17 protein-coding genes and 1 pseudogene are annotated in these 22147 nt (G+C 64.9%); 10 read left to right on the top strand and 8 right to left on the bottom strand.

The annotated features are described in order from the left end of the window. On the bottom strand, positions 1-1082 hold a 1082-nt coding region (locus QZ213_RS07265; protein ID WP_291685392.1), incomplete at its 3' end, for a hypothetical protein. A 153-nt stretch (positions 1083-1235) separates the two neighbouring features. Between QZ213_RS07265 and QZ213_RS07270 the strand changes: the two are divergent. Continuing rightward, a pseudogene (locus tag QZ213_RS07270) lies at positions 1236-2189 on the top strand (NTP transferase domain-containing protein); the annotation flags it as partial. A 40-nt stretch (positions 2190-2229) separates the two neighbouring features. On the opposite strand, the gene QZ213_RS07275 reads toward QZ213_RS07270, so the two are convergent. Next, a complete protein-coding gene (locus tag QZ213_RS07275; RefSeq protein WP_291685393.1) occupies positions 2230-2463 on the bottom strand; it encodes a hypothetical protein in 234 nt (77 codons plus the stop codon). A gap of 234 nt (positions 2464-2697) precedes the next feature. Here QZ213_RS07275 and glmS point away from each other — a divergent pair, with 234 nt between their 5' ends. Together glmS and QZ213_RS07285 are read left to right on the top strand one after the other, a co-directional pair. Continuing rightward, on the top strand, positions 2698-4524 hold the full coding sequence (glmS, locus tag QZ213_RS07280) for a glutamine--fructose-6-phosphate transaminase (isomerizing) (RefSeq protein ID WP_291685394.1): 1827 nt from the start codon (positions 2698-2700) through the stop codon (positions 4522-4524). Between the two features lie 102 nt (positions 4525-4626). Next, positions 4627-5400, top strand: coding sequence for a DUF502 domain-containing protein (locus QZ213_RS07285; RefSeq protein WP_291685395.1), 774 nt, complete (start codon positions 4627-4629; stop codon positions 5398-5400). A gap of 97 nt (positions 5401-5497) precedes the next feature. Here QZ213_RS07285 and recG read toward each other — a convergent pair whose 3' ends face one another. Next, a complete protein-coding gene (gene recG / locus QZ213_RS07290) occupies positions 5498-7606 on the bottom strand; it encodes an ATP-dependent DNA helicase RecG (RefSeq protein ID WP_291685396.1) in 2109 nt (702 codons plus the stop codon). A 162-nt stretch (positions 7607-7768) separates the two neighbouring features. Here recG and QZ213_RS07295 point away from each other — a divergent pair, with 162 nt between their 5' ends. Together QZ213_RS07295 and mfd are read left to right on the top strand one after the other, a co-directional pair. Next, positions 7769-8059: a succinate dehydrogenase assembly factor 2 gene (locus tag QZ213_RS07295; RefSeq protein ID WP_291685397.1), complete on the top strand. Its 291-nt coding sequence runs from the start codon at positions 7769-7771 to the stop codon at positions 8057-8059. Next, a complete protein-coding gene (gene mfd, locus QZ213_RS07300) occupies positions 8056-11574 on the top strand; it encodes a transcription-repair coupling factor (RefSeq protein ID WP_291685398.1) in 3519 nt (1172 codons plus the stop codon). The genes QZ213_RS07295 and mfd overlap by 4 nt, the downstream gene beginning before the upstream one ends. A 2-nt stretch (positions 11575-11576) precedes the next feature. Here the strand turns inward: mfd and QZ213_RS07305 are convergent, their stop codons facing one another. From QZ213_RS07305 to QZ213_RS07315, 3 genes are all read right to left on the bottom strand, one after another. Continuing rightward, complete coding sequence (locus QZ213_RS07305; RefSeq protein ID WP_291685399.1) at positions 11577-12809, bottom strand: GGDEF domain-containing protein; 1233 nt, start codon at positions 12807-12809, stop codon at positions 11577-11579. 178 nt (positions 12810-12987) lie between these two features. Next, positions 12988-14490 carry a class I adenylate-forming enzyme family protein gene (locus tag QZ213_RS07310; RefSeq protein WP_291685400.1) on the bottom strand — a complete coding sequence of 501 codons (1503 nt, stop codon included), beginning with the start codon at positions 14488-14490 and terminating at the stop codon, positions 12988-12990. Positions 14491-14494: 4 nt separating this feature from the next. Next, a complete protein-coding gene (locus tag QZ213_RS07315) occupies positions 14495-16321 on the bottom strand; it encodes an extracellular solute-binding protein (RefSeq protein WP_291685401.1) in 1827 nt (608 codons plus the stop codon). A 270-nt stretch (positions 16322-16591) separates the two neighbouring features. On the opposite strand from QZ213_RS07315, the gene QZ213_RS07320 reads away from it, so the two are divergent. Then, positions 16592-17404, top strand: a complete 813-nt coding sequence (locus QZ213_RS07320) for an invasion associated locus B family protein (protein WP_291685402.1) — start codon at positions 16592-16594, stop codon at positions 17402-17404. A gap of 197 nt (positions 17405-17601) precedes the next feature. On the opposite strand, the gene hspQ is transcribed toward QZ213_RS07320, so the two are convergent. Continuing rightward, a complete protein-coding gene (gene hspQ, locus QZ213_RS07325; RefSeq protein ID WP_079569580.1) occupies positions 17602-17934 on the bottom strand; it encodes a heat shock protein HspQ in 333 nt (110 codons plus the stop codon). A gap of 122 nt (positions 17935-18056) precedes the next feature. On the opposite strand from hspQ, the gene QZ213_RS07330 reads away from it, so the two are divergent. Beyond that, complete coding sequence (locus QZ213_RS07330; protein WP_291685403.1) at positions 18057-19010, top strand: AEC family transporter; 954 nt, start codon at positions 18057-18059, stop codon at positions 19008-19010. Here the strand turns inward: QZ213_RS07330 and QZ213_RS07335 are convergent. Further along, entirely contained in the window at positions 19007-20206 is a 1200-nt protein-coding gene (locus QZ213_RS07335) for a UbiH/UbiF family hydroxylase (RefSeq protein WP_291685404.1), read from the bottom strand. The two genes, QZ213_RS07330 and QZ213_RS07335, sit on opposite strands and share 4 nt — an antisense overlap. A 134-nt stretch (positions 20207-20340) precedes the next feature. On the opposite strand from QZ213_RS07335, the gene pcsA reads away from it, so the two are divergent. From pcsA to QZ213_RS07350, 3 genes are all read left to right on the top strand, one after another. Continuing rightward, positions 20341-21075 (top strand): phosphatidylcholine synthase, encoded by a 735-nt coding sequence (pcsA, locus tag QZ213_RS07340; RefSeq protein WP_291685405.1) that lies wholly within the window; start codon positions 20341-20343, stop codon positions 21073-21075. Continuing rightward, on the top strand, positions 21072-21824 hold the full coding sequence (locus QZ213_RS07345; RefSeq protein WP_291685406.1) for a TerC family protein: 753 nt from the start codon (positions 21072-21074) through the stop codon (positions 21822-21824). Before pcsA ends, QZ213_RS07345 begins: the two co-directional genes overlap by 4 nt. Before the next feature lie 63 nt (positions 21825-21887). Then, positions 21888-22147: alcohol dehydrogenase catalytic domain-containing protein (locus QZ213_RS07350; protein ID WP_291685407.1), on the top strand; the 260-nt coding region annotated here is incomplete at its 3' end.

Below are 22147 nucleotides of genomic sequence, written 5' to 3' on the forward strand. Positions count from 1 at the left end.
CCAAGACCGTTGCTGCCTTCCCGGATGGCGATGACCGGGCGCAAGGTCGTCAGCGCCGCGTTCGACCTCGATTTCAAGAGCCCGCGCCACAGCGCGCGCAGGCCTCCCACCGAGTTCGCTCCGCCGACGTCGACGCCGAATTCGGTGCGCTGTACGGCGAGCCTGGGTGAGGACTTCGCTGCATCCTGCTCCGCGTCGCCGGTCGGGGCAGCCGACGCCACGATTGCCGGCATCGGCGTCGCGGTGATGGCCTTCGCTGATTTTTCGGATTTCTCGGGCTTATCCAGCTTCTCGGGCGTGTCCGGCTTCTCCGGTTCGATCAGTTTTGACGCCGCCGCATCGGGTGGGCCCATCATCGATCTCGCGGCTACCAAAGAAGCGGCCGTGATTGCCGGCGTCGTCGTAATTGCCGACGCCGTGGCGGTGGCGGGCGGATTCGACGATTTCTGCGCAATGGACGCGACCGTCGCTGGCGCCGGCTCCGGGATGGCGGCAGCGGACGGGGCTGGCTTATCCGCGGCCTTCGGCGCCGTCGCGCCGGGGGACACGATGGCTGGCTTTTCTGATGCTTTCGGCGCCGCCGTCACCACCGGGGAGACGGCGGGAGCGGGGGCAGGACCTTGGGCTGCCGGCTGCGGTTCGGTGGTCGCAGTCGAAGCCGCCGATGCGGGTGGCGGCGGTACCGGGGACTGTGGTTTCGCAATCGCGCCGGTCACGGTTTCCAGACCCTGTTCCAGCACGGTGACGCGGGAATACAGCCGGTCGCGATCGCCGTTGAGGGTCTCGATGGCGGCAGCCAGCCGCCGGGCCTCGCTCTGGCTTTCCTTGGCGAACGACTGGATCTGCTCTGCCTGCCGCGCCAGATCCGCCACCACCGCGACCTGCTCGCGCCGCACCGCGATCGACGATTGATTGGCGTAGACGGCGAGGATGACCGCGCCCACCGAGGCCGCGCCCCAGGAAGCGAGACGCCAGAGCGTGCGGCGATCGGAAGCATCCTCTTCAGCCAAAAACCAGGACAGCAGCCCGCCGGTATTCTCGGCCTCGAAGCTGGTAGCCCGCTTGTCGGTGTCCCTAGCCACGTCCCACCCCCCTGCGGCCACCCGAATCACGGGGAAACATTAACAGGAAAAGCGTCTTGGGCTGGAATCCGGGGTGCTTGCCGGTTTCCACTCAGGCCTAAAACGCTTTATGACGACAGCGGCGCAAGATGCGCCACGACTTTAAGGATTCGGATGACCGCTCGATCCAGCCTGACCATCGTGCTCGCGGCCGGCGAGGGCACCCGCATGCGTTCTTCGATGCCAAAGGTGCTGCATCCGGTGGCCGGCCAGTCGCTGCTGGCGCATGTGCTTGGCGCAGCGCCCAAAGGCGCTGGCGCGGCACTTGCCGTGGTCGTCGGTCCCGATCACCGGGCGGTCGAGGAAGAGATCAGGCGTCTACGTCCGGACGCAACAACCTTCGTTCAGCACGAACGTCTTGGCACCGCGCATGCGGTGCTCGCGGCGCGCGAGGCCATTGCCCGCGGCGCCGACGATGTGCTCGTCGCATTCGGCGACACGCCGCTGATTTCGGCCGCGACGTTTGAGCGGTTGCGCGCGCCATTGAAGAACGGCGCGGCTCTGGCCGTGCTCGGCTTTCAGGCCGCCGATCCCGCCGGCTACGGCCGGCTGGTGGTCGAGGGCAACCGGCTGGTGGCGATCCGCGAACAGGCCGACGCCAGCCCCGCCGAGCGCGCCATCAAACTCAGCAACGCCGGCGTGATGGCGTTCGACGGCCGCCGGGCGCTGGAAATCATCGAAACAATCGGGAATGCCAACAGCAAGGGCGAATACTATCTGACCGACGCCGTTGCCATCGTACGGGACCTGGGATTGGAGGCGGTCGTGATCGAAACCAGCGAGGATGAAGTGCGCGGCATCAACACCAAGGCCCATCTCGCGGAGGCGGAAGCGGTGATGCAGGCGCGGCTGCGCAAGGCGGCGCTGGAGGCGGGCGTCACCATGACCGCGCCCGATACGGTCTACCTCGCCGCCGATACGCGCTTCGGCAGCGACGTCACGATCGAGCCGTTCGTGGTGATCGGTCCCGGCGTCTCGATCTCGGACGGCGCGGTGATCCATTCCTTTTCCCACATCGTGCAGGCTTCCATCGGGAAGAATGCATCGGTCGGCCCCTATGCGCAGCTGCCGCCACGGCCCAATTGAGAATGCTGGTTGCGCGATTGCGCTACCCGTCATCTTCCTTGAAGATCGAGCGCGTCAAACCCAGGCCGTGCGGCTTCTCCTGCTGGGCGGGCTCGCCTGGCTGGTGCGGGTGGTGCTTCACCTGCGCCGGCTTGACTTCCCGCCCGCGCTGCGGCGGCGGCCAGTGAGCAAGATGGCTGCCCCCGGTCTCGCTGGCCGGCAAATGCGTGGAAGCGTGGCCTGGGTCGCCGGGTGAGTGGTCGCGCGTATCTGTCACAGGCCTGTCTCCGAGTGAGCCATCCTTCCCGAAAATGAGTTGACTGCGCGTTAAGGCGCGCGCTCAGTTCGGCACAAACAGGTATTCGGTAGGCTTCGGAGAGGCTTGTTAAGCCTTACGCTTAACCCTGTCGCAATCCGCAATAATTATTGAGTACCTAACCTGCAGTGAATCTCGTTAAGAGTTTTCTGCGGTTTTGAAGATCTTTCGACAAATTGGGGAATATTGATCCGCATGTGCGGCATTGTCGGCATTTTGGGACGCGGGCCGGTCGCCGATCAGATCGTGGATTCGCTCAAGCGACTCGAATATCGCGGCTACGATTCCGCTGGCGTCGCCACGCTGGAAGGCGACCATCTCGAGCGCCGCCGCGCCGAAGGCAAGCTCAGGAACCTCGAGACTCGATTGCGCGCCGAGCCGCTGGCCGGCCATACCGGCATTGGACACACGCGCTGGGCCACCCACGGCAAGCCGACCGAGAGCAACGCGCATCCCCATGCGACCGACAATGTCGCCGTGGTCCACAACGGCATCATCGAGAATTTCCGCGAATTGCGGCAGATGCTGGAAAAGCAGGGCGCGAAATTCCAGAGCGACACCGACACCGAAGTCGTGGTGCATCTGGTCAATTCCTATTTGCTCAAGGGCGCCTCGCCGCAGGAGGCGGTGAAGGCATCGCTGCCGCAGCTGCGCGGCGCGTTCGCGCTGGCCTTCGTGTTCAAGGGCTTTGGCAATCTGATGATCGGCGCCCGCAAGGGCTCACCGCTGGCGATCGGCCATGGCGAAGGCGAGATGTACCTGGGATCGGATGCGATCGCGCTAGCGCCCTTTACCGACACGATCAGCTATCTCGAGGATGGCGACTGGGTGGTCCTGACCCGCGAAGTCGGCGTGATCTACGATGAGCACGGCGCGGTTGTGAATCGCGAGGTGCTGAAATCCGGCGCGTCGTCGTTCCTGGTCGACAAGGCGAATTATCGCCACTTCATGGCCAAGGAGATTCACGAGCAGCCCGAGGTGGTCGGCCATACGCTCGCGCGCTATGTCGACATGGCTGCCGAGCGCGTATCGCTGCCAATCAAACTACCGTTCGACTTCAAGGATATCCAGCGGATCTCGATCACGGCCTGCGGCACTGCAAGCTATGCCGGCTATATCGCCAAATACTGGTTCGAGCGACTGGCGCGCGTACCGGTCGAGCTCGATGTGGCCTCCGAATTCCGCTACCGCGAGGCGCCGCTGCGCCAAGGCGATCTGGCGATCTGCATTTCGCAATCGGGCGAGACCGCCGATACGCTGGCGGCGCTGCGTTATGCGAAGTCGCAAGGCCTGCACACGCTGTCGGTCGTCAACGTGCCGACATCGACGATCGCGCGCGAAAGCGAAACCGTGCTGCAGACGCTGGCCGGCCCTGAAATCGGCGTCGCCTCGACCAAGGCCTTCACCTGCCAGCTGATGGTGCTGGCGGCGGTCGCAATCGCGGCGGGCAAGGCGCGCGGCGAATTGTCCGAGGCCGAGGAGGCCAGCCTGGTCCACGGCCTGATCGAAATTCCGCGGCTGATGGCGGCCGCACTCGGGACCGAACCGCAGATCGAGAAGCTCGCCCGCGACATCGCCAAATCCAAGGATGTGCTTTATCTCGGCCGTGGCACGAGCTACCCGCTGGCGCTGGAAGGCGCCCTGAAGCTGAAGGAAATTTCCTACATCCATGCCGAAGGCTACGCCGCCGGCGAGCTCAAGCATGGGCCGATCGCGCTGATCGACGAGAACATGCCGGTGGTGGTGATCGCGCCGCACGACCGGGTGTTCGAAAAAACCGTCTCCAACATGCAGGAGGTAGCAGCCCGCGGCGGCAACATCATTTTGATGACGGACGCCAAGGGGGCGGCGGAGGCGACCGTTGAATCGCTGGTGACGATCGTGCTGCCCGACATGGATGCGACCTTCACGCCGATGGTCTATGCCGTTCCGGTGCAGCTTTTGGCCTACCATACCGCCGTGATCATGGGCACCGACGTCGACCAGCCGCGCAATCTCGCGAAATCCGTGACGGTCGAATAGGCCGCGTCAAGGGGTCGCTTCGCCGCTCCAGGTCTTCAAAAACCTGCTAGAAGACCCTAGCTGACATGATCTGATGTCCGCCTGGACCGACCTGGAACCCCAATGAACCGCGACGACCTGCCACCGCCCATGCCCCCGGCCGAAGTCCCGCCGGACGTCCACAGCGGCTTGATGGCCCGATTCCGGAACTATTTTCTCACCGGCCTGATCGTCGCCGGCCCGATCGCCATCACTTTCTACCTGACCTGGTGGTTCGTGACCTGGGTCGACGGGATCGTCCGGCCGTTCGTGCCGATCGCCTACCGGCCGGAGACCTATCTGCCGTTCGGGCTGCCCGGCTCCGGGCTGATCGTGGCCGTGATCGCGCTGACGCTGCTCGGCTTCCTTACCGCCAATCTGATCGGGCGGACGTTGGTCGATCTCGGGGAAAAACTGCTCGGCCGCATGCCGGTGGTGCGCGCGATCTATCGCGGCCTGAAGCAGGTGTTCGAGACGCTGTTCTCGGGGCAGGGATCGAGCTTCCGCCGGGTCGGCCTGGTCGAATTTCCCTCGCCCGGCATGTGGTCGATCGTGCTGATCTCGCAGGCGCCGAGCGTGGAGATTGCCAACAATCTCCCGGGCCAGGAGGAGCACATCTCGGTGTTCCTGCCGTGTGCGCCGAATCCGACCACGGGTTTCTTCTTCTATGTGCCGAAGAACAAGATCATCGAAGTCGAGATGAGCGCCGAGGACGCCGCGACCCTGATCATGTCGTGCGGCGTGGTGCAGCCCGGCTCCGACGGGCAAAAGAAGATCGCCGCTTTGGCCGGCATGGCGAACGCCGCGCGGGTGGCGAACGCGGCGTCGCTGCAGCCGGAAGCGGCGAAGGTGGAGTAATTCAGACCGTCATCCCGGGGCGATGCGAAGCATCGTACTACGATGTGCAATTGCACATCGGAGAATCTCGAGATGCCCGGAATGACAGCAATCAAATCTACCCCGCGCCGATCAGCGGTATCGCCTCGTCGCGCTCGAACAGATAGAGCAGGCAGCGCAGCGCCTCGCCGCGCTCGCCGTCAAGCTTTGGATTGTCCTTCATAATGCGGAGCGCCTCGTCGCGCGCCTGGGTGATGAGCTGGGCGTGAACCTCCGAGCGGGCGATGCGGTAGCCGGGCAGGCCGCTCTGGCGGACGCCGAGCACGTCGCCTTCGCCGCGCAGACGCAAATCCTCCTCGGCGATCCGGAAGCCGTCGGTGGTTTCGCGGATCACCTTCAGCCGCGCCTTGGACATTTCGTTCAGCGGTTCCGTGTAGAGCAATAGACAAGTCGAGGCTTCCGAGCCGCGGCCGATTCGTCCTCGCAACTGGTGCAATTGCGCGAGCCCGAAGCGTTCGGCATTCTCGATCACCATGATGCTGGCGGCGGGAACGTCGACGCCGACTTCGACCACGGTGGTCGCGACCAGCAACCCGGTCTCGCCGGCGGCGAACTGCGCCATCACGCGATCTTTCTCGACCCCCTTCATCTGGCCGTGCACGAGACCGACCTTATCGCCGAAGCGCTTTCGCAGGCTCTCGAACCGTTCGGTCGTGTTGGTGAGATGCTCTGTTCCCTCCGCCTCGGACTCCTCGACCAGCGGGCAGATCCAGTACACCTGCTTTCCCACCGAAAGCGCGCGGCCGACGCCGTCGATCACCTCATTAAGCCTGCTGTTCGGCATCGCGCGGGTATCGATCGGCTGCCGGCCCGCCGGCTTCTCGCGCAATTCCGAGACATCCATATCGCCGAAATAAGTCAGCACCAGCGTGCGCGGGATCGGCGTGGCGCTGAGCACCAGCACGTCGACGGCGTCGCCCTTGTTGGTAAGCGCCAGCCGTTCGCGCACGCCGAAGCGGTGCTGCTCGTCGACCACGGCAAGCGCGAGCGCCTTGAAGATCACGTCGTCCTGGATCAGCGCGTGGGTGCCGACCAGGAAATCGATCTCGCCGTCCGCCAGCCGCGCCAGCAGTTCGCGGCGCTCCTTGCCCTTCTCGCGGCCGGTGAGGATCGCCACCCGCATCCCGGCGCGTTCGGCGAGCGGGGCGATGGTCTTGATGTGCTGGCGCGCGAGGATTTCCGTCGGCGCCATCAGCGCGGCTTGCTTGCCTACCTCGGCGACCGCTGCGGCCGCCAGCAGCGCCACCACGGTCTTGCCCGAGCCGACATCGCCCTGCAGCAGCCGCAGCATGCGGAGTGGCTGGCGCAGATCGTCGGTGATGGCGGCCGCCGCCTCGCGCTGCGACGCCGTCAGCGCGTAGGGCAAGGCGTCGATGATCTTGTTGCGCAGATGGCCGTCGCCGGCGTGGCGGTCGCCCGCGGGGCGACGCAGTTGGGCGCGCACCAACGCCAGCGCCAGTTGACCGGCCAGGAGTTCATCGAAGGCAAGACGCGACCAGAACGGGCGGTCGGGCAGGATATCTGTCAGTTCAACCGGCACATGCACGCGGCTGAGCGCTTCCGCGAGGGGCGGAAACTTGCAGCGGCGGATCACCTCCGGGCTGATCCATTCGGGCAGGTTCGGCAGCTTCTGCAGCGCCTGCGCCACCGCGCGCCGCACCGAGCCCACCGCCAGGCCTTCGGTGAGGGGATAGACGGGATCAATACCGGATAATTTCGCGAAGCCTTCTTCATCGACCACGCGGTCGGGATGGGTTATCTGGAGCGTGCCGTCGTACATCTGCACGGTGCCGGAGACGTAGCGCGTGGCGCCTACGGGAAGCAGTTTTTCGACATAGCCGGGTGGGCTGCGGAAATAGGTCAGCACGACATCGCCGGTGTCGTCGCTGGCATAGACCAGATGCGGCGCCCGCGCGTTGCGCGAGGGCGTCGGGCGATGCCGGTCGACCGTGACCTCCAGCGTGACCACGGTTCCCGGCACGGCGTCGCGGATCTTCGGCCGCGCCCGGCGGTCGATCACGCTCGCCGGCAAATGCAGCAGGAGATCGACGATCCGCGGCGTCTCATCGCGGCCGAGCAGATAGCGGAACAATTTATCCTGCTTCGGCCCGACCCCGGCAAGGCTGGTGATCGGCGCAAACAGCGGATTGAGCAGGGGAGGGCGCATCAACGACTCGAGGGAATTGACCGGTGCTCGATTGACCAAGGCTTGAATGCATTTTGGGGTGAATGCAATGCGAGAACGGATACTGACATTCCCCGATCCCGACGTTATATCAAGCCGCCCGGCATCGCGTCCGGGCTTTTGGCGTTGACATTGGAATCGGAAATGACGGGATCAACACGATCGAGCGGCGGCCTCGACGACCGCCGCAAGCGGCTTTTGTTTCGCTGCTGGCATCGCGGTACCCGCGAGATGGATCTCATTCTCGGCCGGTTTGCCGACGCCGAGATCGCTGATCTCTCGGAGGCCGAACTGGTCCAGTTCGAGTATCTGATGGACGTGCCCGACCCAGATCTCTACGCCGCGCTGACGGGGAAGATGCCGCCGGCGCCGGACTATGCCAACGGCCTGTTCGACCGCATCAGATCGTTTCGATCGGCGGATCACGGCGCATGAAGGCTCCCGCACGATCTCCCGCCGAATTGCTGGGGCCCGGCCGCCCGCTGACGTTTGCGAATGTCGCGGAGGGGGCGGAAGGTCTTGTGGTGTCCGATCTGGCACGCGCGGTCGCGGCACGCCCAAAACCGCCGGCGGTCAGCCTTGCCGTGGTCTGCCGCGACGGTCCGCGCATGCAGCAACTGGCCCGTGCGCTCGAGTTCTTCGCGCCTGACTTGCCGGTGCTGCAGTTTCCGGCCTGGGACTGCCAGCCCTACGACCGGGTGTCGCCGCATGGCGGAATCCTGGCGCAGCGCATGACCACGCTGGCGCGGCTGTCGCGGCTGGCCGGCAGCGACAAACCGCTGATCGTGCTCACCACGGTCAACGCCATCGTGCAGCGGGTGCCCGCACGCGAGACCGTTGCCGCGCAAGCGCTGTCGGTCGCGCCCGGCCATATCGTGCCGATGGACTCAATCGTGTCGTGGCTCGAGCATAACGGCTACAGCCGCTCCTCGACCGTGCGCGAACCCGGCGAATATGCCGTGCGCGGCGGCATCCTCGACCTGTTCCCAGCAGGCCTCGATCAGCCTGTCCGGTTCGATTTTTTCGGGGACAGCCTGGAATCGATCCGCTCCTTCGATGCCGAAACCCAGCGCACGCTCCTGGACATGCGCTCGCTCGATCTGGTTCCGATCTCGGAATTCCAGCTGGTGACCGAGACCATCCGCCGCTTCCGCATGGGCTATGTCGCAACCTTCGGCGCACCGGAGCGCGACGATCCCCTGTACGAGGCCGTCAGCGAAGGCCGCCGCCATCCCGGCATGGAACATTGGCTGCCGCTGTTTCACGAGCGGATGGACACCCTGCTCGATTATCTCGACGGCACGCCGGTGGCGATCGAGCCGCAAAGCGAGGACGCCTCGCGCGAGCGTTTCAAACAGATCGCCGATTATTACGACGCGCGGCGCGAGGCGCTGGAGCATCCCGGCGGCGGCGCGACCTACAAGCCGTTGCCGCCCGACCGGCTCTATCTCAGCGAAGACGAATGGACCAAACGGCTGGAAGAGACCGCGCTGGCGCGGCTGACGCCGTTTGCCGTACCCGACGGCAGCGCCACCGTGATCGACGCCGGAGCGCGGGCTGGACGCAATTTTGCGCCGGAGCGCACCGATGGCGCGGTCAACGTGTTCGAAGCCGTGGTCGCGCATGTCGCGGCATTGCAGGCAGCGCGCAAGAAGGTGGTGATCGCGCTGTGGAGCGAAGGCTCGCGCGACCGCATGGCCAGCATGCTGCGGGATCACAAGCTCGCTCATGTCACCAGCGTCAACACCTGGCGCACGGTGCAGGCGACGCCGCGTAACGAGGCGATGCTCGCCGTGCTCGGCATGGAATCCGGGTTCGAGACCGAGCATGTTGCCATCATCAGCGAGCAGGACATTCTGGGCGACCGCCTGGTGCGGCCGCGCAAGGCGACCCGCAAGCTCGACAATTTCATCTCGGAAGTCACCAGCCTCGCCAGCGGCGATCTCGTGGTCCATGTCGAGCACGGTATCGGCCGTTTTGTCGGCCTGCAGACGCTCGAGGTCGCCGGCGCGCCGCATGATTGTCTTGAACTGCACTATGCCGCCGACACAAAACTGTTTCTGCCGGTCGAGAACATCGAACTGCTGTCACGCTACGGCTCCGACCACGCCAATGTCGAACTCGACCGGCTGGGCGGCAGCGGCTGGCAGGCGCGCAAGGCAAAACTCAAGAACCGCATCCGCGAGATCGCGGGCGAACTGATCAAGATCGCCGCCGAACGGCACCTGCATGAAGCGCCGAGACTGCCGGTGCAGCCTGGACTCTACGACGAATTTTGCGCGCGCTTCCCCTATGAGGAAACCGAAGACCAGCTGGGCGCGATCCAGGCGACCCTGAACGATCTCGAAAGCGGCCGGCCGATGGACCGGCTGATCTGCGGCGACGTCGGCTTCGGCAAGACCGAAGTGGCGCTGCGCGCGGCCTTTGCGGTCGCGCTTGACGGCAAGCAGGTCGCCGTGGTGGTGCCGACCACGCTGCTGGCGCGGCAGCACACCAAGAATTTCGCCGAACGGTTCCGGGGATTTCCCGTCAACGTCGCGCAGGCTTCGCGCCTGATCGCGACCAAGGAACTGAACCAGGTCAAGAAGGGGTTGACCGACGGCAGCATCGATATCGTGATCGGTACCCATGCGTTGCTCGGCAAAGCGATCAAGTTCCGGGATCTCGGTCTCCTGATCGTCGACGAGGAGCAGCATTTCGGGGTCAGCCACAAGGAGCGGCTGAAGCAGTTGCGCGCCGAGGTGCACGTGCTCACGCTGTCCGCGACCCCGATCCCGCGCACGCTGCAGCTCGCGCTGACCGGCGTGCGCGAACTCTCCATCATCGCTTCGCCTCCGGTCGATCGACTGGCGGTCCGTACCTTCGTGGCCCCGCACGATCCCCTGATGATCCGCGAGGCGCTGTTGCGCGAACGCTATCGCGGCGGGCAGGCCTTCTATGTGGTGCCGCGGATCGAAGACCTCGCCGGGGTCAAGGACTTCCTCGACAAGAACGTGCCGGAAATGAAGGTCGCGGTCGCTCATGGCCAGATGGCGCCGACGGTGATCGAGGACATCATGTCGGCGTTCTATGACGGCAAATACGATATCCTGCTGTCGACCACCATCATCGAGTCCGGCCTCGATATCCCCAACGCCAATACGCTGATCGTGCACCGCGCCGACATGTTCGGGCTGGCGCAGCTCTATCAGCTGCGCGGCCGGGTAGGGCGCTCGAAGCTGCGCGCCTATGCGCTGTTCACGCTGCCGGCGCAGCAGAAGATCACCGCGCAGGCCGAGCGCCGGCTGAAGGTGCTGCAGTCACTGGAAACGCTGGGCGCCGGCTTCCAGCTCGCGTCGCATGATCTGGATATTCGCGGCGCCGGCAATCTGCTCGGCGAGGAACAGTCCGGCCACATCAAGGAAGTCGGCTTCGAACTCTACCAGTCGATGCTGGAGGAGGCGATCCTCAACCTCAAGGCCGGCGTGGTCGAACCGGCCGCGGATCGCTGGTCGCCGCAGATCACCGTCGGCATGCCCGTGCTCATCCCGGAAGATTATGTCGCCGACCTCTCGGTGCGGCTGTCGCTCTACCGGCGGCTGGCCGATCTCCAAACCGACGACGAGATCGACAATTTCGCCGCCGAGCTGCGCGACCGCTTCGGCGTGCTGCCGGACGAGGTGCGCTATCTCTTCAAGATCGCCGCGATCAAGAACTATTGCCGCAGAGCCAATGTCGAGAAGGTCGACGCCGGGCCGAAGGGCGCGGTCATCACCTTCCGCGACAACAAGTTCGCGCAGCCGGACCGGCTGGTCTACTTCATCCGCCAGCACGGCCAGGCAGCGCGGGTGCGGCCGGACATGAAGGTGGTGTTCTTCCAGGAATGGCAGACGCCGGAGGAGCGGCTAGCCGGTACCAGCGAAATCATGCGCCAACTCGCCAACCTCGCCGAGGACCGCAAGGCGGCATGAGCCTACGACGCGACGCCGCGCGCTTCCGCGTGGAGCCGCGCCAGCAGCGATTTTGCCGTGTCCGATGGCGACAGCGTCGCAACCGTCACCGTCGGTTCCGCGCGGGCGTCGCGCTTGCCGTGGCTGGTATGGCGCAGCACGCTCAGAAGCCGCCGGGCGATCCCGTGCGCGGTGCGCAGGTCGGTTTCGGCGAACACCACGAGGACGGAGCCGTCGTTCTGGGCCGCGCCAAAATCCATTCGTCGCATCAGGCGGCTGAGAATCCGTGCGCCGTCGAGTTGCGCGCGCGGCTGGCGGGGATCGAAGGAAAAGCACGCCACCGACAAACCGCCGCCATGCGACAATGTCTGCGACACCGCATTGATGAAATCCTGATTGAAGGCGGACGGGGCCAGCAGCCCGGTCCGTGAATCGAGCAGGCCGCCGGCCTCGATCGATTTGAGCATGCGGCCCAGATGGGTCTCGAAGGCGTGCTGGCGGATCAGGGGAAGCGCGTTGGCCGCCACCAGCGCGGGCTCACCGGAGACGCTTTCCAGGTTCGGCAGATCGTACGTCGGTGCCAATGCACCCGATGTCAGAACGACCGGCAGGTTGCGGAAGCGCACATCTTCGGACAGCACGGTGAGGAACGCATCTTCCACCCGGGGAGAAAAACCTTCGCCGAGCACGACGCCGTCGATGTCGCGGACGTTGAGGTGTTTCGCCGCGGCTTCGAGAGAGAGCGCGCCGACAACGCCCATCCGCTCGCCGAGCGCGACCGAGAGCGACGGATAGCTCGCACCGCGGCCGATCAGGAGCACGGTGGCGTCACGCGCGGGATCGGTGTCGTCGAGCGCGGCGCGCGCGGCCGGATCGCCGTCAAGCCGGCGCAGCACCGTCGAATGCAGGGTCCTGACCCGAAGCGCGGCGCGCAGCCGCGCCAGCAGGCGATCGAAATTGCCGCCGCTTTGCGCGAGGGGAATGGCATTGGCGGGCAGCGACGCCGCGGGATCGACAACGATCAGCGGAAGATAGGGTTTTGTCGCGGCGATCTGTTCGGCAAGCGCATCGAGACCGGGCTCGGCCGCTTCGGATGAAGCGACCAGGACCGCGGCCGGCGCCAGTTGCGCAACCGCGCGCGAGGCATCGGCCCAGCTGGCGTCGATGACCGGAAACAGCTTCGCGTCGTCGAGCGCGCTGGCAAAGGGCGGCCGCTCCGCACGCGATACGACAATGATCGGGCCTTGCTGGGACATCTGAAACTCGGGTCGGCGCATTCGAATAGAGCGCGGGATCCTAGTTTGCCGCCCTTAATGGCGCGTCAACGCAAGCCCTAGACTTGGATTAGACCTTTGTTTTGGCACGTTTTATTGACGCGAACCGGAATCCGCCCCGCGATCGCAAAGGCGGGCAGGCTCGCGCTCGAAAAACGCGTCAGGTCTGGCCGGCCCGCTCGCGAAAGGCTTCCACCATCAGCGGGTTAAGGCCGAGTTCGCTCAGCGCCTCGCGGGCGCGGGAATTGTCCTGGGCGCGCCCGGCCAGGCGATGGCCGCTGAGGCGGTCGGGCAACGCCGTCAACAGCGCCCCCTGTCCGAGCCGCCGGGCCCATTCCTGCAGATCCAGCGACAGGAACCGATAGCCGCCGACCGCCATGATGCCCGTGGGCGGCGCGGTGATGCAGATCGCGCCGGTGGACCGGTCGATCCGCGCCGCATATTCGGTGTCGACGAAATCGCGCGGCGGCTCCGCCACCAGCGAGTCACTCGGCGGCCGGGGAGGGGCGTAGGCCGCCGGCGTCACCATCGGTCCGCGCAAGGCCAGCGTTCCCCGCGGCGTCAGAAAGACTTCGCCCGCGATCGACGAGCCCGGGGACTCGCGGGGCGCGCCTTGCACCCCGGGCAGGACGGGCGCCGGGGCGCCGTTCTCCCTGCGGCGGGCGCCGAACAGGCCGGCTTCACCGAACAGATAGATGTCCGTCAACACGGCTTGCTGTGCCGTCCAGACCGGGCTTGACGCGACCTGTTCCGGCGCGCGCCAAAGGCCGATGACATGGCGCAAGGTCGGCAACCGCGAACGCATGTCGGTTTCGCCCAGTCGCAGCGCCAGTTGCGCCGGCGCAATCAGCGTATCGCAGAATTGCTCGTTGATCTGCTGCTCGAGTACCTCGCTGTCGAACGGATGGTGCAGCGACAGCGTCCCCCCAGTCAGCAGCCAGATCACCAGCGAGGACGCGAGGCCCGCGAACGAGGTCGGCGCGAATGCCGACATCACCGTCGCGCCTTGCGGCAGGTCGCTTTCGAGCGACAAGGCCAGCGCGCCGGCGATGAGATGCAGATGCGTTCGCGGCACCGGACGGAAGCCCTCAGCCGTCACGTCGAACGAGATGATCGCAGCCTTGCGGCCGTCCTCCACGATTGGACGCGTGGTGGAGGATTGATTTTCGATTGCCAGATCGAGCGAGGCCATGCCTTCAGGCAGGTCAGTACCGAAGCCGCAGACATGGCGGATCGAAAACGCTTCGGCGGCGGCGTTCATGGCGAGGTCTGCATGAATGACCCCGTCGATCTTGCTCGATGTCACGATCGCTCGCGCCCCGGTGCGATTGAGCGCTACCGTCAACTCGGCCTGCCGCCACAGCAGCGGAAACAGCGCGACAACGAGGCCGGCGCGGTGCGCGGCAAGCACCGTCAGCACGAGTTCGACCGTGTTCGGCAGTTGAACCGCGATCACGGAATTGTTCGGCAAACCCGCTTCGATAAAGTGCGCCGCGAGCGCGGAAATCGCGCGGTCGGCCCCGGCGAAGGTCAGGCGCTTTGCCGGCTGCCCTGTGACGCGCGCCTTGTTGAGGGGGTCGAGCAGCGCCAGCCCGTCCGGCTTTCGCGCCAGGATCCGGCGAAACAATACGTCAAGCGTCGGCGATACGTTGTTCTGGATCACGGGATCACTTCGGTTGCCGCTCCGGCCTCTGCCACCAGGTTTCCGGGAGATAGCCGGTCAAGGCGGTGGCCTTGGGCCGTTCTATCCGATTCCACCGCGCGATCCATTGTTCTTGAACGCTAAACAGCGGGATAGCGTAGAAGCCGGACATCAGGGCCCGGTCCAGCGCCCGTGCCGCCGAGACGAAAGCGGGATGCTCCCGCGCCTCCAGAATGGCCGCGATCATGGCGTCGATGGCGGGGTCCCTGGCCCCCATGTAGTTTCTTGTGCCCGGGATGTCGGCCGCCTCGCGGCCCCAGTAGAAATACTGCTCGTTGCCCGGCGACAGCGATTGATCCCAGCGGTTCTGGATCATGTCGAAATCGAACGCGAGCCGGCGCTGGTCGAATTGAACCGGGTCGACCGCGCGCACGTTGGCCTCGATGCCCGCGCGCTTCAGATCGCGCAGATAGGCCAGCGCGATCCGCTCCTGGTCGCGCGTCGTCACCAGGATTTCGAAGCTGAGGGGCGCCTTGGTCGAGCGCTGCCGCAGCACCGTGCCGTCGAGATCGTAGCCGGCCTGGGATAACAGCGTCAGCGCGCTGCGCAGCGCGGCGCGATCCCGTCCCGAGCCGTCGCTGACGGGAAGGCGATAACTGCCGTCGAGAATATCCGCGGGCATATGCGACGCGTAGGGCTTTAGCAGTTCACGCTCGCGCTCGTCGGCGGGGCGGCCAAAGGCCGACAGTTCGGAGCCCGCGAAGTAGCTTGCCGAGCGGCCGTAGAGCCCGAAGAAATAGTTCTGGTTGATCCATTCGAAATCGAACAGCAGCGTCAGCGCCTGGCGCACGCGGGCATCGGAAAACATCGGACGGCGGGTGTTGAACACCAGGAATTCCGAGGGCTGCGGCATACCGGTCTTGATGGTATCGCGGATCAGCGCGCCGTTTCGGGCGGCCGGAAAATCGTAGCCGTCATGCCAGCGCAGCGGTTCGGTCTCGACGCGAAAATCATAGAGGCCGCGTTTGAAGGCTTCGAAATGGCCGTTCGCCTCGCGATAGAAATCGAGCCTGATCTCGCCGAAGTTCCAAAGACCGCGATTGACCGGCAGGTCGCGGCCCCAATAATCGGGGTTGCGCGTCAGCGTTACGCTCGCGCCGGGCCTTACCGCGCTGACGCGATAGGGGCCGGAGCCGATCGGCGCCGTCATCGTGGTTTCCTCGAAGGACGCGAGATCGACGGCGTGTTTCGGCAACACCGGCATCAGGCCGAGGATCAGCGGCAGTTCGCGGTCGCCGGCCGTCCCGAAGTCGAACCGGACCGTGAGCGGGTCGATCGCTTCGGCCTTTACGACCTTGGAATAGTACTGGCGATGGTTGGGGCGCCCGTGATCGCGCAGCAAGGCCCAGGAAAACACCACGTCCTCGGCGGTCACCGGGTGCCCGTCGGAGAAACGCGCCTTGGGATCGAGACGAAAAGTAACGTAGTTCCTTGCGTCATCCGTCTCCACGCTTCGGGCCAGCAGCCCATAGAGCGTGAAAGCTTCGTCATTGCCTCGCGCCATCAGGCTCTCGACGACGAAGCCCCTGATCTGCTGCACGGCGAGGCCCCTCACGATCAGGGGATTCAAGCTGTCGAACGTGCCGAGAATGCCCTGCACCAGCCGGCCGCCTTTCGGCGCATCGGGATTGGCATAGGGCATGTGCGTGAAATCGGCGGGCAGGGCGGGCGCGCCATGCATGGCGATGGCGTAACTCTCTTTCGCCAGCACCTCGCCGAGGTTAAACCCAAACGCGAGACCGGACGCCAGCACGCCGCCGACAACAGCTCGAACGCATCTGCGGAGCGACATTCGCAACACGGTGCGCTGATTTGATTCGGCATTGCTCACCGCTGAATTTTACCATAGCCGTCAGCGTCCGGCCGCGGCATCCGTCAAAGATGAAATATGCTTGTCGGCATTGATCTTTTCGTCTGCCGCTGTATGAAGGCGTGCAATTGACCAAGACCGCAGGGCCTGTCACGTATCCGCCTCATTTGGCAAGGAGACAACCGCCCAAGCGGCCAGGTGTCGGTGCCTACAGCGGCTTCGGGCGCTCCCGTTCAGAAAGGGTTTTCCGCAATGAATTTCCGTATCTTGGCCGCGTCGGTTCGGCCGCGTGGGCGGGTTTTGGCCCTGTTGGCGGCAACGGCACTGACCGCCACCTTGCTGGCCCCCGGCGCCCAAGCGCAGACGCCCGCTCCGGCCCCTGGTGCGCCGAAAGCCAAGGCTGCCGCCCCCAAGGCTGCCCCGAAAGCCGCCCCGGCAGCGCCCGCGCCGACCGCGCAGCAGGCACCGCCGGCCGGAGCCCCCGCTGCGGGTGCCCAACCTCCGGACCAGCAGGTTCAGCTGATTTACGCGCCCTGGACGAAATTCTGCCTGAAGGGCCAGGATGCCAACGCCAAGCAGGTCTGCTTCACCGGCAAGGACGGCCGCATCGAGTCCGGCCAGCCCGTGATCGCCGCCGTCATCATCGAGCCCGAAGGCGAGCCGAAGAAGATCCTGCGCGTCACGCTGCCGCTCGGCATGCAGCTGGTTCACGGCACCCGCGTCATCGTCGACAGCAACGCTCCCATGCAGAGCCCCTATGTGATCTGCTTCGCCAATGGCTGCATGTCGGACTATGAGGTGACCCCGGAATTGCTTGCCAACATGAAGAAGGGGCAGAACCTGGTGGTGCAGGCGATCAACTCCAACGGCGCGCCGCTCACCTTACCGCTGCCGCTGGCCGAATTCGCCAAGGCCTATGACGGTCCTCCGACCGACCCGAAGGTGTTCGAGGAGACCCAGAAGAAGCTGCAGGAAGAGTTGCAGAAGCGCGCCGAAGAGGCGCGCAAGAAGCTCGAGGCCAATCCGACCGCCGGCGCAGCTCCGGCCAACGGCGCCTCGAAGTAACCGGCGATCGCTCCTTATCCGCAAACAAAAGGCGCCCGGACCGGGCGCCTTTTTTGTTGCGCTTGTAACCCGCATGGAGCCAACGGGTCGTGCGAATGCGCGCCCGTCGACAGGCTCCGCGCAATGCGGAGAAGGGGCGCAACGGAGGGCCCGGATTTCGCTTGCGCTTCATCCGGGCTACCAGCGCTGGATGACGATCAATTCAGCGAGGGGTTGCGCGGGCGGTAGCCGCCCGATTTGTCCTTGACGAAAATCTCGGCAACCTGCGAATGCCGGATCGGCTCGCCAGAATCGTCCGGCAGAAGATTCTGCTCGGAGACGTAGGCGACGTATTCCGATTCCGAATTTTCGGCGAGCAAATGATAGAACGGCTGGTCCTTATGGGGCCGGACGTCCTCTGGAATCGACAGCCACCATTCCTCGGTATTGTTGAATTCCGGATCGATATCGAAGATCACGCCCCGGAACGAAAAGATCCGGTGCCGGACGATTTGTCCGATCTGAAATTTGGCGGTCCGCGCTTTTATCATACCTCGTCGAATAGACCATGATTGTGGCCGATGCTAGAGGCAAAGCAGCGAATTAACCTTTGACTGGCTGGTCCGACCCAAGCGCCGAGCGGGGCCAACAACGACGAAAAAGACGGTTCTTCATGGTCGATATACTCAATCTGGCATTACCGTATTTCGGCCTGATCTTCATCGGCTTCGCCTGCGGCAAAGCCAGGGGCCTGCCGGAACAGGGCCTCGCCTGGATGAACTTTTTCCTGCTCTATGTTTCGCTGCCGGCCCTGTTGTTCGGCATCATGTCGAAGACGCCGTTCGAGGAACTCAACAATCCGCCGTTCCTGATCGCGACCACGCTGGGCACGACCACCGCCTTTTTCCTCGCGCTGTTCGCCGGCCGCTTGATGGGCCGCCTGCCGTTGCGCGAGGCAACGCTCGCGGGCCTCTCCGGAGCCTACGGCAATATCGGCTATATGGGGCCCGGTCTGGCGCTGGCGGTGCTCGGCGCCAAGGCCGCGGCACCGACCGCGCTGATCTTCTGTTGCGACAGCATCTTCCTGTTTACGATCGTGCCGCTGCTGATCGCGCTCACCGACAGCAAGCATCCGACGCTTTGGCACACGCTCGGCGTCGTTGCGCGCCAGATCGTTCTCAATCCGCTGATCATGTCGGCCGTCATCGGGGCGTTTGCCGCTGCGTTCCATCTCCATCTGCCGGTCGCGATCGACAGGACGGTGCTGTTTCTGCAAAACGCCGCGGCGCCGACGGCGCTGTTTGTTCTGGGCGTGACGGTGGCGCTGCGCCCGTTCGGCAGAGTCCCGTGGGAAGTGCCCGGCGTCATCGCCATCAAACTCCTGATCCATCCGCTGGCCGTGTTCGGACTGATGCTGCTGTTGGGTCCGTTCGCGCAGCCCTGGGCTGCGACCGCGGTGTTGATGGCGGCGCTGCCGCCGGCGTTGAACGTGTTCGTGATCGCCCGGCAGAACGACACCTGGATCGAACCTGCGTCCGTCGCGGTGCTGATCGGAACCTTTGCCTCCGTCGTCACGCTGACCAGCGTGATGTGGGCGCTGCAGACCGGCCGGATCGTGTTTCCCTAAACGATCTTCCGTGTCGGCCGCCACGACGGCGCCAGGCCCTCACGCATGGCCATGCGCCGAAGCGGTCCGAATGACCCGATCAGATGCAGCCCGGCCGCGCGCAGCGACTGCATGGGCACGAAATCGCTGAGCAAAGACCGGTTGGCGATATCGATCGCGAAGGTCCGGCTCAGGACGTCCGCGCGGCGCGCCGAATCATAGCGCTTCAACACTTCCGGCGAGCCGGGATCGTCGCCCGAAACGATCGCCTCGCGCACGAGGTCGGCCAGATCGGCGGCGTCGCGCAGCCCCATGTTGAGGCCCTGCGCGCCGATCGGCGGGATCACATGCGCGGCCTCGCCGACCAGCGCGACGCGCGCGTTCGCGAATTGCCCGGGTCGCTCGATCGCCAGCGGAAACAGATGGCGGCCCGGTTCGACCCGGAGGCGGCCCAGAATAGAATGCGACTGCGCTTCCGCGGCCTCCGACAATTCATCGTCGGATAGCGCCATCAGCCGCTCGGCTTCCTTCGGCGCCGAGACCCATACGATGCTGGAGCGGTCGCCGGGCAGCGGCACGAATACGCACGGCCCCTGTGGCGTGTGAAACTCCGTCGAGATATTTCGATGCGGCCGCGAATGGCTGACGTTGAAAGTCAGCGCCGCCTGATTGAGTTGGCGGCGGGTGACGGCGATGCCGGCGGCCTCGCGGCAGAGCGATTGGCGGCCGTCGGCGCCGGCCACCAGCCGCGCGGAAAGGGATTTTCCCTGACCCGTGCGGATGGCCACTTCGGCGTCGGCGGGGCTGACCGCGTCAGCCTCGTCGTCAAACCGCGTCAATGCCGCAAGTTCGGCCGCGCGTTCTTCCAGCGCTGCCATCAGCAGGCGGTTCTCGATGTTGTAGCCGAATTCCTCGAGGCCGATTTCGCCGGCCGAAAATCGCACCTCGGGGGCGCGGATCAGCCGGCCGGTATCGTCGACCAGACGCATCGCCTGCAGCGCCGCCGCATTGTCCTTGCAGCGCGGCCACACATCCAGCGCCCCGAGGAAATCGACCGAGCCGCCCAACAGCGCGGTGGTGCGATTATCGGCATAGGGCGCGCGGCGGGCAATCAGGGCCGTCTTTGCCCCCAGCTGCGCCAATGCAATCGCGGCACCAAGTCCGGCAGGGCCGCCGCCGACCACGGCGACATCGTAGGTGGCTGATGTCTCGTTCATATCGGGACAATTGACGTTCCCGGGGGGATTTTCAAGCCCGCATCGGCGCGGGATGGTTCCAGCGGCTTACGCGGCTGATCGCCGCAACCGCGGATGTGCAAACGGGCGCGATTCCTGATAGTCCTGCCGGGCAAATGGACCAGATAAGCCAGCAGGATTCCCCGTCAATAACGCCACGAATGCGGGCCGCCGCGTTTTCCGTGCATATCTTCACGGCTTTGGGCGCAGGCGTCGCGTTGCTCGCGCTGCTCGAGGCCGTGCGCGAGCACTGGTCCGCGATGTTTGCCTGGCTCGGGGTAGCGCTGGTGATCGACGCCGTCGATGGCCCGATCGCGCGGCGGCTGGATGTCGTGCGGGTGCTGCCGAACTGGTCGGGCGAGGTGCTCGACCTCGTGGTCGATTTCGTCACCTACGTCTTCGTGCCGGCCTATGCCATCACCGCGAGCGGGCTGCTGCTGCCGCTGGCGGCGCCGCTGCTCGGCGTTGGAATTGCGGTCACCGGGGCGCTGTACTTCGCCGATCGTCGCATGAAGAGTCCCGACAATCATTTTCGCGGATTTCCGGGTCTATGGAATGTCGCGGCGTTCTACCTTTTCCTGCTGCATCCATCGCCGGCGCTCTCGAGCCTCGGGGTCATCGTGTTGATCGTTGCGACTTTTGTTCCGTTCCATGTCGTGCATCCGGTCCGCGTAGTGCGGTTGCGCTGGCTGACTTTGTTGCTGATCGCCGTCTGGGCCGTGCTTCTGATCTTCACCCTGGCGAGCGATTTCGACGTCGGCGCGCCGGTCACGATCTCTCTCTGTGCGATCGCCGCCTATGTCGTGGCGAGCGATGCCGCGATCCGGCTGGTGAGATCGTTTCATCCATGATCGAATTGTGGACTAGCCCCGAAGCCTGGGCGGCATTGTTGACGCTGACGGCGCTGGAAATCGTTCTCGGCATCGACAACGTCATCTTCCTGTCGGTCATCGTCTCGCGCATACCCGCGCGGCAGGCAAAGCGCGCTCGGCAAATCGGCCTGGCGCTGGCGCTGGTGTTTCGAATTCTGCTGCTCAGCCTCCTGGTGTGGCTGATCGGGCTGACGCAGGACGTCCTCACCGTAAGGGGCATGGGCTTTTCCTGGCGCGACATCATCCTGATCGGCGGCGGATTGTTTCTGATCGCCAAGGCCACCCACGAAATTCACGCCGAGGTGGAAGCGCGCGACGGAGATGGCGATGCCACGCCCCGGACCAGCGCTTTCTTCTGGATCATCATCCAGATCATCGTCATCGACATGGTATTCTCGCTGGATTCCATCATCACCGCGATCGGCATGGCGCAGGATCTCGAAATCATGATCGCCGCCGTCGTCATCGCCTGTCTCATCATGTATGTCTCGTCCGGCCCGGTCGCGCGATTCGTGGCCGAGCATCCGACCACCAAAATGCTGGCGCTGGCGTTCCTGGTGCTGATCGGGGTTGCGCTGGTTGCCGACGGGTTCAAGTTTCATATCCCGCGCGGTTATATCTACTTCGCCATCGCATTTTCGGCGGCTGTCGAATTCTTCAATGTGCTGGCCAAGGGGAATCGCAGGAAGGCCGTTAACCGGCCGACCGCCGGTTCGCGCGGCCATTGAGTTGACAACGCAGCCTCGATGGCATTCGGTTGATTGCAATGAATTGCCGAGGGAGAACTTGATATGACCAAGGCTGTGCGGGTGCACAAGGTAGGGGGGCCCGAAGCCCTGGTTTACGAGACCGTGGACGTGCCCGCGCCGGTACAGGGCGAGGTTCGCATCCGTCAGCACGCCGTTGGCCTGAACTTCATCGACGTCTATTTCCGCACCGGTCTCTACAAGGCGCCTGGATTGCCGTTCGTGGTCGGCAATGAAGGGGCGGGCGAGGTGCTGTCGGTTGGGCCCGGCGTGACCAATTTTCATCCCGGCGACCGCGTCGCCTA

The organism is Bradyrhizobium sp. (assembly GCF_017881085.1).
In the GTDB taxonomy this organism is placed as follows: Bacteria; Pseudomonadota; Alphaproteobacteria; order Rhizobiales; family Xanthobacteraceae; genus Bradyrhizobium.